The sequence below is a fragment of the Microbulbifer regidiadema (SeqCode) genome (assembly GCF_052466995.1).
This window is the reverse complement of the sequence record NZ_CP174297.1, coordinates 3,619,617-3,633,552: the sequence shown is the minus strand read 5'-3', so window position 1 is coordinate 3,633,552 and position 13,936 is coordinate 3,619,617. Positions and strand designations below refer to the sequence as shown.

Here is a 13,936-nt window from a genome sequence, read left to right as displayed (position 1 = left end):
AAAAGGCCGCTCAATGAGCGGCCTTTTTCCTATAGCGCGGAACAGCTTATTTACTGTTATCGGCCATATAATCAACCGCAGCCTTCACTTCGTCATCGCTACAGTCCATACACAGGCCTTTAGCTGGCATAGCATTGAAGCCATTGATCGCATGGCTATACAGAGTGTCCATGCCCTGGGCAATACGGGGAGCCCAGGCAGCTGCATCGCCAAATTTAGGTGCACCTGCAACACCTAATGCATGGCAGGTCTGGCAGCTTGCATTGTAGATATCCTCACCGCTGCGAGTACCGCCGCCACCGGCACCTTCAGGTGCCGCCGCTACTGCCGCCGCACACTCCTCGCCCTTCATGCAGGTTTTACCTGCCGGCGCAATACGCTCTGCGATTTGTTCATCAACAGACTGCTGGGCCACTGCCGCAGCCGCACTGACGGCCAGTGCCGCCACAATACCCAAAATACTCTTCATCATATTCCCCCAAAGGACCGAAGTGAGTTGGCCCGCAAACGTTCTATATACTGCCGCAAACTCCTGCGCCGCGCATTATAAGCACTGCACCGCCCCCTGCCAAAGACTATATGACCCAACACAATCCCCTTTAACCTGCCCCCCAGCTTCTGTATAATCCGCCTCCCATTGGCGCAGATAGCCAAAACCGCCCGTAGCTCAGCTGGATAGAGCGTCGCCCTCCGGAGGCGAAGGTCAGAGGTTCGAATCCTCTCGGGCGGGCCATATACAAAGAAGCCCGCTTATGCGGGCTTCTTTGTATATGGCCAACTCCCAGGCTTTGTTCGGACTCAGGTTCGACTCGGAGGCCGCGCAGCTGCCGCAGGGCGAAGCTAATCCTCACGCGCGATCCGCCTCTGCGCCCTTGTTATAACCAACCCCAAGACTCCGTTCGGACTCAGGCTCTACTCAGAGGTCGCGCAGCTGCCGCAGAGCAACAAGCCTACAAGGCGAGGCTAATCCTCGCGTGCTACCTGTCTCTGCGAACCTCCTTGTATATAGCCAGTTCCCAACTAATCCAAATGCTGCTTTACACCAAGCAGGGATTGACGCTATAGCTGCAACCTCCGACAACAAGATTCAGTCTTACATTGCACCCAGTCAACTGGCGAACCCATGAATATGGAAGAAGTGACAAGAAAGTGATAAAGCAATTGCAAGCTTTGAAGAGGAACAATGAATTAAGAAGTAAAACCTATATTCAAGCTATCCCCCACAAACTAACCTACCAGCATTTCACTCAGTTGATTTCTGCGGTGATAGCAAACCAACAACCGTTCTTGTGCTCGTGTCAGACCAACATACATACGGCGTACATCATCGGCGAGGTCAATATCTTTATCTTCCTGATAGTTAGACTCATAGCTACCATCAAGAATAATTACGGTATCAAACTCTAACCCCTTACCGCTAGGGATCGGCATAACACTGACAGTTTCAGAATCGGGGTTGTAGCGCTTTTTGTATTGGCTGGCCGCAAGCCAAATACAAGGAATTCCAGCCTGCTTCATTGCAGCAGTCATCAGTTTTCCCGCACGCCCTCCTGGATATAGTACTGCTATATCTTTCCACGCCCTCCCTTTCTGATGCCAGGCCGTTAAACAACGCAGCGCAAATTCAATCTCGTCTTCTAGGCTTTCAAAGCTTTTCACCGACGGTTCAGCACCACTTTTCCCCGCTGTTTTAGGCTCGATTAAGGGAACCTCGGAGTCATTAGATTGAGAGAAGTAATCCTTGGCAAAATGATATGCAAAATCGAGAATTTCTCTTGTATTGCGATAGTTTAGCCTAAGTATCGTAGTTCGCCCCTGAGCCTTTATCCCCACACTCGACAAGCTAAAACCAAGACCTGATTTTCTCTTATAAATAGACTGTGCATCATCGTACAGTAGCAGCAGTGAATTAGTATCAGGATCAACCATCTGAGAAATTAAGGTTAGCCATTCCGCTTCAAAATCATGCCCCTCATCAATCAGCACCGCCCCGTACTGTCCCTTGGGAATATGCCCTTTCTCAACCGAATCAATCACCGTGAATACTTGCCGCTCCCAAATGGGAGCATCCCTATTGATTAGATCAACATGATAAGCTCGCAACTGCTCGCCGCACCAATCGTGAAAATGATAAACCTGAACCCGATTGTCGATACCTTTTTCACTAATAAAACTACGCAGCCGAGCGGCAAGCGTAATATTGAAGCACAGCACTAAAATGGGCTTGTTTAACGCCTCGGCCAAATAGAGACATCGATACCCCAGAATTAATGTTTTGCCAGAACCCGCAACACCATGAACAACGCGATGACCATCCCCCAAGCTGCGGGCTAGCTGTTCTTGCTGTATATCCATGATTTTTACAATATCTGGTACACTTTCAACTAATGTGCTCTCCGCTGCACTCTCCTCATTTTCAGCAAACAAGTCTTCCTGTGCTGATTCAATACGTATTTCTGGAAATAGATACCAGCGAATACGATCAATCTGAGGCAGGGTTAATTTATTACCAAACTGGTAATTAAACATCCCCCATAATCGCTCTTGGAATTCTTCTGCGCTAACGCTTTCTGTCATCTCATCCCGACAGATCAACAGGTGGCTTGGCAGTAATTTATCGCGATACTCCTCCGGGATACCCTTATCAAGTTGCTTGCGCGTGATATTAGAAAATACCACACCATACCCATATGGAAAGCACAGTTTCCCTTTATGCTTCCCCATTGCCTGCTGCAACTGGGGGTCAGCCTCCAGCACCTTTAGAACCTGGTAGCTACACTGCCTAGCCTGCTCGATCGGGTTACTCACTTTTTTACGACCGCTGGGGGTTTCGAGTTCAACCTCAGAATGACTAATACGCTTAACACTGGATGGCTTCCAGTCTTTAACCTCCAAGAATAGAATACCGCGAGAAGGGTGCAGGATGATAAAATCTGGATAACGGCGCTTTTCTCCCAGGGGGATATCAAACCAGCACAGATAATCATCCTCCAGAAGCGCTTCGAGACGCCGAGCAAAGCGCCTTTCACCTGAAGTCATTTTGGCAAGGCAGGAACCAAGAGCGGGGATTAATTTAGCCACAAATTCCTCTCTGCATATAAAGGGGAGACTGATAATCTTCCATAATTGATACTCGAATATACAGCTCGGTTACAGTCAACTAGCGGTCACTCATATGAGCAAATGATAACCTTAAAGGATAGAACTTATCACGCCAACCCAACAAGCTTAACTGGATAAAATTTTAATAGAGATATAATCGGCACAGCGGAAATCAAAAAAATACCAATATTGCGCACCTGCTTTAATCGCATTTGCAGGCGCATAGCGCCTTACATCAAAATAGCCTTACCTTTATTCCTGAGAATTATGCAGTGGAAGGAACAAGTATTTGGCTAATTGAGCACAAAGCATCGCTCGGTGATTTCTCACCCATGAATGAAGATGGCTCTAAATTCATAATTGGAACAGCTTTTGTTCCGGCCAGTAGCAAAGAAGACGCTATGTCTTTATTTGAGCAATACCTTGATAGGCAGGGAATGAAAATATTAGCGCTGAAAAGCTGTAAACAATATGATCCCGCTGACTTTAGCGAAGCCAGTAAAGATGGCCAGCGAGTAATACTTGCGGCGTCCAGCTCAATGACAGACGAGCAGGTCCGCTACATAGGCATGTCTTCTGAAGCAATGAGCCTATAGGATTACCTTCCTACCTGCACGATATCGGGAGCCCCTACGCCAACGGCACCCCCAAAGGTTCAATTGCTACCAGCTCCCCCGCTTCCACACTGCCACTCTCGCGCGCCAAAACGATAAAGCAGTTAGCCGCAGCCAAACCGGTAAGGATATGGCTCCCCTGGGTACCCACCGGCTCTACCACCAGCTCCCCATTTTCATCGCTGCGATAAGTACCCCGCTGGAAGTCTGTGCGGCCGGGCTTTTTCTTTAGGGGTTTTAACAATTTTGCCTGTAAAGTCTGCGGGCCAGTCCACCGATCACCTTTCATGACACTCAGCGCGGGCACGGCCAGCTGGTAGAAAGTCACCAGAGCGGAAACCGGATTGCCCGGGAGGCCGAAGAAGGGCGTTTCCTGCAGGAAACCAAAGGCAAAAGGTTTACCGGGCTTCATCGCCACTTTCCAGAAACCTATCTCTCCCAGTTCTTCCAACACTTCGCGGGTGTAATCCGCTTCGCCAACGGAGACACCCCCAGAGGTAATAATGGCATCGGCCGCTCGGGCCGCGCGCTGCAAAACTTCGCTAATAGCCCGCTTGTTATCGGGCAATATGCCCAAGTCCAAGACCGCCAAATCCAACTGCTCAATAGCCGCCAACAGCGCGATGCGGTTGCTATCGTAGATATCGCCCTTGTTTAAAACCTCACCGGGCTGGCGCAGTTCGTCGCCGGTGGAGAACAGCGCGATTACCGGTTTGCGTACCAAGCTAACCGTGCCGACACCGGCGGCGGCGAGCAGAGCGAGATGGGGAACGCCGATACGCTCGCCAGCCTTAAGCAGGCAGGCCCCTGCGGCCACATCCTCAGCGCAGCGGCGGATATGCTCGCCGGGGCGAACTGCACCGTTGATTCGTATCGAGCCGGCGAGAGTGTCGACATTTTCCTGCATCACCACAGTATCCGCACCGACAGGGAGCGCAGCTCCGGTCATAATGCGCACACAAGTGCCCGGGTTCAGTACCCCCTCGAAAGGCGCCCCGGCAAAGGACTTGCCGATCAGCTCCAGCGGCAAGCCACTGGCCAGATCCTCGAAACGCAGGGCGTAGCCATCCATCGCCGCATTGTCACAGGGCGGTAGGTTAACGGTGGAGACAACGTCCTCGGCCAAGACTCGGCCATTAGCTTGTGCCAGGGGCAATATTTCGCTGCCATCGACGGGGCTCAGAGCTTCGAGAAGTTTTTCGCGGGCACTTTCTATGGGCATCAGGCCCGCTTGGTTACAGCAGTCAATGGTGGACATGGACAATACCTCTTACTTCATTCCTTTGCAGTTGGGACAAATCACTCACTGCCGTTTTGCGAGAACGCAGAGCCCATACCCAACCTTTTTAATAAGTGTTTAATCTAAATCTTCACGCTGACATCACTGATACCCAATGCACAAATAATCAATGGCTCAGTGAGGCCGGCGGAAATCAATTGCCAGGTCTGCCCTTCGCGGCTACTGCACGCCTGCCCTGAAAAGCCATTGTCCCATCTTTACCAAAGAGCACACGAAGAACAAGCGCTCTATTAAACAGGCTCAAAATGGAATCTTATAACCCAGCAAGACTACCGGCCTTAAACTGGGCAAAGTAGCCAGCACCTTCCCGCAGCTGTAGACGCTCGCAGGAGAGGCGGGAAATATCGGCGTAAAACACCTGTTCTGCCGCAGTTAATCGCAGGCGTATGCGGCCATCAACAAGCTGTTGCTGGGTCACTAAAGTTACCGGCAGGCAATTGAGGATACTGGACAGACCCGGCTTCTCTACACAGAGGCTGATATCTCCGGCTTGTAGCAGAAAAGCTGCACTATCGCCTTTGCGATAATGCCCCGTTACTCTATCGGCAAAGATAGGAACCCCACCCCAATCCAAAGTCAGTAAGCCAGCGCGCAGGGATTCCACTCGCGCTTCGATCCGGCTGCGGCAGCTATCCGCCACTCCCTGGCGATCTAAACGCCGGGCAACTTCGGCCAGGGGAAGTGGCGCGGACAACTTGGCGGAATCCATCCACAAACAGCGCTGGGCCAGCAGCTGTATTTCGTCAAAGTCGTGACTGGTCCAGATTACCAGCGCCGGATATCGAGCCCAGAAATCCCGCAGGATCGGCAATAGGCGCCGCAGTACCTGAGCGCGGTCAACCGCTGATAGCGGTTCATCCAATAACTGCAAAGGTGCATTGTTAAAAAGCTGGCGCAATACGGCCACTCGCTGAGCCTCGCCGCCAGAGAGTAATTCCACCGGCTGATGTAGCAGCGCGTCAATACCAAAAGCCTTTAATAGCCGATCACACTCTTGCTCGGGCAGCGGCCTGCGACTGTAGCGGCGAGCCAGTGCCAGGTTATCAGCCACCGATTGGCCGGCAAACAGACGGCTATCCTGAAAGCCTAAAGAGAGGCTTCTCTTGTGGCTAGCCAGGGCGCGGCGCCCGCGCTGCCAGAGCGTATTGGCAAAAGTGATATTGCCCCGGCAGCAGCGCTGGCCGGCCAGCGCTGCCAGCAGTGTACTTTTGCCACTGCCAGAGGGCCCGGTCAGGCCAAAAATGCCAGAGGCCGGCAGCTCCAACTGCCAGGGTCTGGCGCTATTCAGCGAGGTCACCAACCCGGTAACGCTGAGCCCGATAACCTCAGAGGAGCTGGCCGCAGTACCGAACAGAGGCGAGGTGATTTCCACTAACCCAGTACCCCCATAACCGGCTTAGCGCGCTCGCCGTTTGCTCCACGCGGGGCCAGTCTATACCCCAGCCAGCGCGCGGCGAGCAACAGCAGGGTGCTGATCCCCATCAATAGTAAAGCCAATCTGTGCGCCGCCCCGTACTCCATCGCCTCCACATGTTGATAGAGCGCGATGGAAACCACCTGGGTCTCAGCGGGAATAGCGCCACCAATCATCAGCACCACCCCGAACTCCCCCAGGGTGTGGGCAAAAGTCAAAGCGCAGGCGCTCACAATAGCGGCGCGGCTGGCCGGTAACAGCACTTTTAGCAGTGCCGCCCAGGGTGGAATACCCAGTGCAGCGGCGGCCTGGATCAGGCGCCGACCATTAGTATTAAATACAGCCAACAGCGGCTGCACCATAAACGGCAGGGAATAAATCACCGAAGCAAATACCAAGCCGGTAAAGGAAAACACCAGGGGACCGTGAAAAATATATGACAGCCACTGACCGGGGGCGTAATTGGGGGAAAACAACAGTAGTAAATAAAAGCCCAACACTGTGGGTGGCAGTACCAGTGGCAGGGTAATTAATACCTCTATACCGTGGCGCCAGCGGCTCTGCCATTGGCTCAATTTCCAGGCCAGCGGCACGCCAATTATAAACAGCAGTAAGGTCGTTAAGCCGGCCAGCTTTAACGTCAGCCACAGAGCCTGCCAATCGGCAGCGGCGATATTCATAAACCGCTCCCTCGATATTGCGCCGTCAACACACCGTAACCCAAACGGTGCAGTTGCAGCTGTACTTCCGCTGAGCGCAAGTAATCGGCGAGAGACTGCGCCTTTTTAGGGCGGCGGCTCTGAGTGGGAATCACTAGCTGCTGCTCAATAGGGTTATACAAATGCTGCGGCAGCAACCAGAAGTGATCGCGGCCGGCTGCCAACACCTGGCTGGCGGCGACAAAGCCCAGCTGTGCATTGCCGGAGTCCAGTATTAAATAGGCTTGGCCGGCGTTGTGGGCCCGAGCTAACTGGGCTTGCTTTTCCTCCCACAAACCCAGGCTTTGCAGTACCTGCCGGGCGGCGCTACCAAAGGGGGCCACCTCGGGATCAGCTAATACGATTTTACCGAGCCAGATTTGCAGTAACTGCTCAATGTTCGATTCTGATTTTAGGTGCCAGAGAGCGAGTAAACCCAGGGCGTAAGTCTGACGAGTGTTGGCCAGTGCCCCGCCCTGCTTTTCCAACAGTTCGGGACGCTCGCGATCGGCAGACAGGAATAAATCGAAGGGAGCGCGGTGCGCTATTTGTTGGTAGAGCAGCCCGGAGCTGCCACTGCTGATTTGCACCGCGCAGGCATGGCGACGCTCAAATTCCGGCAGCACCCGCTCCAGTGCCGGGCGAAAGCTGGCCGCTACCGCCACTCGCAAAGTACAATTATCCGCATTTACCGGCAGCGCAACCGTCACCAGTAAAATGAACAATGGCAGGCTCAGCCCTCGGACCACTTTTCCATCTCCGCAGTATCGCTGACCCGGGCCTCAACCCAGCGCTCTGAAGGCTGGCCGCGCTCATCGACAATCACTTCGCGCTTCCAAAAAGGCGCCTCGGTTTTGAGGCGATCCATAATGTATTGGCAGGCGGCAAAGGCGGCCTGGCGGTGGGCGCTGGTAACGCCGACAAAAACAATCTCATCGTTGACCTGCATGGGACCAACCCGGTGAACAATGGTGACACGCCCCAGGGACCAGCGCTCGCGGGCAGCATTGATAATCCGTTGCAGGCTCTTTTCGGTCATGCCCGCATAGTGTTCCAGGGCCAAACCGCAGACATCACTACCGGCATTGAAGTCCCGCACCGAACCCACAAACAGGGCACAGGCACCATCGCCACTACGGCCCTGTAGCGCGGTGTATTCAGCCGCTACGTCGAGAGGCGTTGCACAGACTTCGATACGATCAACAGGGTTCATGCGAGCACCACTAGCCACCGGTAACCGGCGGGAAAAATGCAACTTCATCCCCGGCTTTTACCAGGGCTCCGCTTTCCGCCAGCTCCTGGTTCAGGGCCATACGGATATCGTCCCGTTGCAGATGCGCGCTCCAATCCGGGTACTGCTCACATAGGGTGTTGCGCAGCTCGCTGAGACTGCCGGAAAAGTTCTCCAGGGCAATCTCACCCAGGCCCAATTGCTGGCGCAGGCGTGCGAAAAACAGAACCTTGACCATCGCTGTATACCTCTACAATTTTTACACTTTGTCCGCTGCGTCAGCGCGCCAGCGGCCGCGCTTACCGCCGTTTTTCTGCAGCAGGCGGGTTGGGCCAATTTCCATCGCCGGGTCCACAGCCTTACACATATCGTAAATGGTTAGCGCCGCTACCGAAGCCGCTGTTAAAGCTTCCATCTCTACCCCCGTGCGCCCCGCCAAACGGCAGAAAGCGCTGATATGCACGCTGTGCTTTTCCGGCTGCAATTCAAAGTCCACCGCTACCTTGGTCAGTGCCAGGGGGTGGCACAGGGGAATGAGATCCGAGGTTTTCTTCGCGGCCTGGATACTGGCGATACGGGCTATGGATAGGACATCGCCTTTCTTGTGAGTCCCCTGGCTCAGCAGTTCAAAAGCCTCTGCACTCATGCAGATACTGCTCTCGGCCAGGGCGCTGCGGTCGGTGATAGCCTTCTCGGTGACATCCACCATACTGGCTTCGCCGCGCTGGTTTAAATGGGTTAGCTGACTCACGAATTACCCCCGGCTCTCGCAGGGTGCGCTGACAGAGCGCACATGGGGGACAAAGTTGCAGGGCTTGTGGCGGGCATCCAATTGCTCCAGCAATATGCCCTCCCAGGCCGTACGACAGGCACCGGTGGAACCGGGCATGCAGCAGATCAGTGTGCGATTGGCGAGACCGGCGAGCGCGCGCGACTGTATAGTGGAGCTGCCGATATCCCCCAGGGAAATATGGCGGAACAGCTCGCCGAAGCCGTCGACAGTTTTATCGAACAGCGGGCTCAGGGCCTCCGGTGTGGAGTCGCGCTCGGTAAAGCCGGTACCACCGGTCACCAATACCACCTGCACTGTCGGATCTGCAATCCAGGCGGAGACCAGCGCGCGCATCTGATAAATATCGTCCGGGGCAATGCGTTTATCCGCGAGCCGATGGCCGGCAGTTTTAAGGGCTTCCACCAAATACTGGCCGGAACTATCGGTCTGCTCGTTGCGGGTATCGGATACCGTGAGTACCGCGATATTGAGCGGTACAAATTCTTTACTGGCGTGTGCGGACATAATCAGTGGTCTCTCACAAAACTGTTTTCTAGCGTTTTATCTGGCCTACTCAGGCCGAGATAATCTGCCGGCGTATTGATATTGCGATGCCAATCGCCGGCATTTTTAATCGGTATGGATTCCCCCCCCAGGTGACGCAGCAGCGCGCCGACAGAATTGCGTACACTGCCTTCCACCGCACGGCGCAAATAATCGACGCAGTCGCCAGTTAAGGGCAGCCACAGGGGGAAAAAGTGGCCATCAAAATAACAGGGGCGGCCTCTTGCCTGCCCCTCGGTCAATAACTCTGTGAGGTGTTCCCGCCCGAGTAAGGGCATATCGACCGGGATCACCAGGGCCGCATCGGCGCCGGTCGCCAGCGCGACCGAGTAGAGACCGCCCAGTGGGCCCCGCTCCGGCACCAAGTCTGCAATAGCGCCGGGGCGAGCGCCACTAGTCACGATTTTTTCCAACGGTAACTCACTCAATAGGGCCTCGGCATACTGTAAAAAATTGCCCTGTTGCGGGTGTACCAGCAGGGCCTTGTCGCTGCCCATCCGACTGGAGCGGCCGCCGGCCAGTACCACGCCGATTGTCAATTTGCCCCTCTGAACCTCACTCATAAAACTACCCCCCCAGCATCGCCAGGTTGCGGGTAGCGCCGGTAAACCCTTCGTGTAACTGGTGGCCTGCGGTCTTATCGACTATCAGCTCGCGGATATGGGCCGCCAGCGCATCGCTGTCGCCAGCGGCGATGATTTCGCGCATATCAAAGCCCTGATCGGCGAACAGACACAGGTGCAACTTGCCCTGGGCGGATACCCGCAGGCGGTTGCAGCTGGCACAAAAGTCTTTGCCATAGGGGGTAATCAGGCCGATACGGCCGGCGTAATCCGGGTGGAAGTACTCCCGCGCCGGGCCCGCATCGCGGGTGCGGATAGCCTGCTCCCAGCCTTCGCGCAACAACAGGGTTTCTATATCGCCACCGGAGACATGGTTGCTGGCGAAGAAGTCGCGGTTATCGCCGGTGCGCATCAATTCAATAAAACGCAGGGTCACCGGAGTCTCGCGAACCCAGGCGAGGAAATTATCCAGCTCCGCCAGGTTGTACTGGCGCATCAGCACTGCGTTGACCTTGGTATCGATACCCAAGGCCAGGGCGCGATCCAGGCCAGCTAAGGCTTTATCCAGGCGGTTGTGGCCGGTGATATGGTGGAATTGAGCCGGGTCGAGGCTGTCGATACTGACATTCACCTGATCCAAGCCCGCGCGGTGCCAGTCGTCTATCTGACTGGGCAGGCGGTAACCGTTGGTGGTAATGGCTAAGCGGCGAATCTTATCGCTGGCGCGCACGGCTTCGAGCAGCGGCACCAGGTCTTTGCGCAGGGAGGGCTCTCCGCCGGTAAGGCGTACCTTTTCCGTACCCAGTGAAGCGAAAGCGCGCACTAATGTGCCCACCTCAGCGACTGAGAGAGGATTTTCCCCGTCCAGGGAGCGTCCGCAACCGATGCCCTCGGGCAGGCAGTAGTTGCAGCGGTAGTTGCAGATGTCCGTCACGGACAGGCGCAGGTAGTAAAACCTGCGGCCAAAATTGTCTTGTAACATTAAACGCCTTTCCAATTGCGGGAGGCCGCGCAGTTTCCCGCTAGACCCTGGTGGCCGGTACGGCCACGGTCCCGGCACCTTGCCGTGTCAATAAAAAACGACGCGGTTTAGGTAGCGGGACTCGGTGTTTAAACTGATGTCAGTGTATCAAGCTGGTTAATTTATGCTTGGGTTAGAAGTGTTACTCCCTTGGTGCTCGAACGGATGCTCCTCGGGGAGACATCAAAACGTGCAGCTTCAATCGATTAAAATTTATAAATTATAAAAACAGGTCCAAGGTGCGGGGAAAACCCCGGCCGAAGCCGGGGGCCTCGCTAAGGAGTTCTTTCAGCCGCTTAGAAATTAGCGGTTACCATAACCCAGAGCTTATCGGTGTTAGTAAGCCCTGTGGAGTCATCATCGGCATCAAACGCGGCGTACTTAACCAGGGCGGAAATATCCTCGGTAAGTTTGTATCCGTAGCTCAGGTTCCACTCGTCCCCGTAACTTGTAGAGCCTTCGGCTGCCTCAAAGTTGTGATAGGTCAAGCCCAGGTTGCCGCCGGCAAGTTTAATAGAGCCGCCAACATAAAAATCTTCGATACCGTCAGCGGGGGTTGCCAGGAATTTGTCGGCAAAGCCCTGGTATTTGTGCAGGGTTGCCAGCGGAGTTTTAAAACCAACATCATTGTCGGAACCCAAAACTTCATAACCGAGTTTTGTCGCAACCGGACCCAGGTCGGCTCCCAATTCTGCCAGGTAATAGTTAGCACTATAGTCATACTGGTTATCACCAATATCTGACTGCTGTGCATAACTGAGGTTGGCTTTTACCGGACCAAATTTACCTTTGTAATCTACGCCGTAGGTGCGGCTGGCATTATTGGTGGAATCTTCCAGATCCAGGTTGTAAACAAAAGCGCTGACTTTATGGTTTTCAGCCACTGGATAAATCGCGTGTAGCAGTTGGATATCACCGCCCATATCGGAATTGGAACTGTCTTCACCAAAAATACGGTTAACGTTGTACACATAGCTGTAATCTAACTGGAAGCTATCGGCACTACCGTACTGGTAACGCACACCATCGTAGGTCTGCTCGTTTTGTCTCCAGCCAACACCGCCGACAAATCGCTGTCCATCCAGATTAATACGCTGGCGACCTGCAGTAATTATGGAGTTGCCACCGCTGTAGCGAATATAGACCTGGTTGATTTCAGTTCCTTCTGGATCAACCACCACCGGGTGGTCGATATTGCCATTGGTGGTGGAGTTGTAACTGTCATTACCAATCGCAGTAACATCATCCATTTCCAGGAAGCCGGTAAAGCCACGGTAGCTGCCACTGCGCCAGTTGAGACGGGTTCTTAACGTGGATGCAACAGCTTCGTCTTCCATGTCATACTGATCGATAGTATCGTCAACTAAGGCATCTTGATCGACAACTTCTACGCGGTAACGCAGATTCAATCCGACTTCACCGGATTTCAACGCATCCACCAGAGTGGCACTTTCACTTTCCTGCGCAGCGGCCTGCAATGCGACTGTGCTGCAGGCCCCCAACAGTAAGGCACCGAGAACTTTTGGAAATTTGGAGGTATTCATGACGCTTTTCCTTCGCAACAACGGATTGAACTGAAACAAATTACAATTTTTCTGGCCCAACTGAAACCATAGTTTTTTTTCGCGATTAAATTTTCTTTACTTTCCAGCCTTAAAAGTGGCGTCACTCTGAGAAGCTAGTGGGCACTACCTATCCCGCAAAGCCCCGGTTTTTCGACTTTTATTTCGTACAAGATTCTTCCTTTTGCCGAAATGCAAACGGGGCATAGAATTTTCTCTTTACATTGACAAATACAAAAGGCATCTACCAATCACGTATAGAACTCAGAGCCAATAGCAACCCCATAAAAATTCAGCCTTCTTTTATTACTTCAATGCATATCTCGTTCCAATTCGTAAGTGATCACACCGGGGAGCGGAAGAAACTGTCATAGTGACGCCCACAGCAGTTAGCCCTAGGGTATATTCGCAGAAGCAAATAGCTATACAGACCCTACTTGCCGCAATAGGAAGCTACTCTAACAGAATAAAATTGAATAATTACTATTGAAAGGAATATCGACTTGATAAGTTGAGCCAGCATTATCCCCGGGAGACTCACCGGTGAACTGCTCTGCGGCAAGAAGATCGAGAACTGCCGCTCCCATGCAAATTCCGAGCACTTGTACTGCCACACCGCAGGTCACATCAACCTCCTCACCTCATCTAACTTGAGTGCATTCTGGAGCGCAAGTTCGGTATAGGCTTTGAGAGTTACCGCTCCATCCTATAGATTAAGAGTACTAAAGGAGTAAATCTTCAAATGAGGCAAATCTTTATGACAAAGATTCTAAAGGAAGGAAAATCCCCCTAAAACATTTGAGCGAAATATCGACAGATGAGATAGCAGATATCGCCATTAAAAAGGACTTGAAGCTCGGCAGCAATCTTTGAATGCCGGCTGTGATATTGTTAGCCAGGATACCGAAAGGCGGTCGGTGATTGATAGAAAGTTACCAGATGAAACTATAGAAGTAATTCTCTCAGGATAGACAATATTTTATGAAAGCGAATAAGCCTGAGCTGGATCAATCTGGAATTTCCAGAAATTAACAAGAAAAGGCTTGGCATCACAAAAAATAATAGGCAATACCCAAGCTATATTTAAATCCAGCC

At 53.0% G+C, this 13,936-nt stretch carries 15 protein-coding genes, 1 tRNA gene and 1 riboswitch; of the genes, 2 read left to right on the top strand and 14 right to left on the bottom strand.

Going from position 1 to position 13,936, the window contains the following annotated elements; translation table 11 throughout:
- Positions 1-46: 46 nt before the first annotated feature.
- Complete coding sequence (locus tag ACJJIK_RS15890) at positions 47-469, bottom strand: c-type cytochrome (RefSeq protein WP_444943319.1); 423 nt, start codon at positions 467-469, stop codon at positions 47-49.
- 187 nt (positions 470-656) lie between these two features.
- On the opposite strand from ACJJIK_RS15890, the gene ACJJIK_RS15885 reads away from it, so the two are divergent.
- Positions 657-733, top strand: a tRNA-Arg gene (locus ACJJIK_RS15885).
- 494 nt (positions 734-1,227) lie between these two features.
- Here ACJJIK_RS15885 and ACJJIK_RS15880 read toward each other — a convergent pair.
- Entirely contained in the window at positions 1,228-3,081 is a 1,854-nt protein-coding gene (locus ACJJIK_RS15880; protein WP_444943318.1) for a 3'-5' exonuclease, read from the bottom strand.
- 293 nt (positions 3,082-3,374) lie between these two features.
- Here ACJJIK_RS15880 and ACJJIK_RS15875 point away from each other — a divergent pair, with 293 nt between their 5' ends.
- A complete protein-coding gene (locus tag ACJJIK_RS15875; protein WP_444929257.1) occupies positions 3,375-3,698 on the top strand; it encodes a hypothetical protein in 324 nt (107 codons plus the stop codon).
- A 34-nt stretch (positions 3,699-3,732) separates the two neighbouring features.
- Here the strand turns inward: ACJJIK_RS15875 and moeA are convergent, their stop codons facing one another.
- The 12 genes from moeA to ACJJIK_RS15815 all read right to left on the bottom strand — a co-directional run bounded on the left by moeA (position 3,733) and on the right by ACJJIK_RS15815 (position 13,428).
- Positions 3,733-4,974 carry a molybdopterin molybdotransferase MoeA gene (gene moeA / locus ACJJIK_RS15870; protein ID WP_444929256.1) on the bottom strand — a complete coding sequence of 414 codons (1,242 nt, stop codon included), beginning with the start codon at positions 4,972-4,974 and terminating at the stop codon, positions 3,733-3,735.
- Positions 4,975-5,269: 295 nt separating this feature from the next.
- The gene (locus ACJJIK_RS15865) at positions 5,270-6,388 is read right to left on the bottom strand and encodes an ATP-binding cassette domain-containing protein (protein WP_444943317.1); all 1,119 of its coding nucleotides are present in this window, start codon (positions 6,386-6,388) and stop codon (positions 5,270-5,272) included.
- Complete coding sequence (modB, locus tag ACJJIK_RS15860; RefSeq protein WP_444943316.1) at positions 6,388-7,110, bottom strand: molybdate ABC transporter permease subunit; 723 nt, start codon at positions 7,108-7,110, stop codon at positions 6,388-6,390. Before modB ends, ACJJIK_RS15865 begins: the two co-directional genes overlap by 1 nt.
- The gene (gene modA / locus ACJJIK_RS15855; protein ID WP_444943315.1) at positions 7,107-7,853 is read right to left on the bottom strand and encodes a molybdate ABC transporter substrate-binding protein; all 747 of its coding nucleotides are present in this window, start codon (positions 7,851-7,853) and stop codon (positions 7,107-7,109) included. The genes modB and modA overlap by 4 nt, the downstream gene beginning before the upstream one ends.
- 8 nt (positions 7,854-7,861) lie before the next feature.
- The gene (moaE, locus tag ACJJIK_RS15850; RefSeq protein WP_444943314.1) at positions 7,862-8,341 is read right to left on the bottom strand and encodes a molybdopterin synthase catalytic subunit MoaE; all 480 of its coding nucleotides are present in this window, start codon (positions 8,339-8,341) and stop codon (positions 7,862-7,864) included.
- A 10-nt stretch (positions 8,342-8,351) separates the two neighbouring features.
- Positions 8,352-8,597 (bottom strand): molybdopterin converting factor subunit 1, encoded by a 246-nt coding sequence (moaD, locus tag ACJJIK_RS15845; RefSeq protein ID WP_444929251.1) that lies wholly within the window; start codon positions 8,595-8,597, stop codon positions 8,352-8,354.
- 21 nt (positions 8,598-8,618) lie between these two features.
- Positions 8,619-9,110, bottom strand: a complete 492-nt coding sequence (gene moaC / locus ACJJIK_RS15840) for a cyclic pyranopterin monophosphate synthase MoaC (RefSeq protein WP_444943313.1) — start codon at positions 9,108-9,110, stop codon at positions 8,619-8,621.
- Positions 9,111-9,113: 3 nt separating this feature from the next.
- Entirely contained in the window at positions 9,114-9,656 is a 543-nt protein-coding gene (gene moaB, locus ACJJIK_RS15835) for a molybdenum cofactor biosynthesis protein B (RefSeq protein ID WP_444943312.1), read from the bottom strand.
- 2 nt (positions 9,657-9,658) lie between these two features.
- Complete coding sequence (gene mobA, locus ACJJIK_RS15830) at positions 9,659-10,258, bottom strand: molybdenum cofactor guanylyltransferase (RefSeq protein WP_444943311.1); 600 nt, start codon at positions 10,256-10,258, stop codon at positions 9,659-9,661.
- A 4-nt stretch (positions 10,259-10,262) separates the two neighbouring features.
- The gene (gene moaA, locus ACJJIK_RS15825; protein WP_444943310.1) at positions 10,263-11,240 is read right to left on the bottom strand and encodes a GTP 3',8-cyclase MoaA; all 978 of its coding nucleotides are present in this window, start codon (positions 11,238-11,240) and stop codon (positions 10,263-10,265) included.
- A riboswitch (molybdenum cofactor riboswitch) is annotated at positions 11,229-11,379 on the bottom strand. It overlaps the preceding gene by 12 nt.
- Before the next feature lie 196 nt (positions 11,380-11,575).
- On the bottom strand, positions 11,576-12,823 hold the full coding sequence (locus ACJJIK_RS15820; RefSeq protein WP_444943309.1) for a porin: 1,248 nt from the start codon (positions 12,821-12,823) through the stop codon (positions 11,576-11,578).
- Between the two features lie 476 nt (positions 12,824-13,299).
- Positions 13,300-13,428 (bottom strand): hypothetical protein, encoded by a 129-nt coding sequence (locus ACJJIK_RS15815; protein WP_444929245.1) that lies wholly within the window; start codon positions 13,426-13,428, stop codon positions 13,300-13,302.
- Positions 13,429-13,936 lie beyond the last annotated feature (508 nt).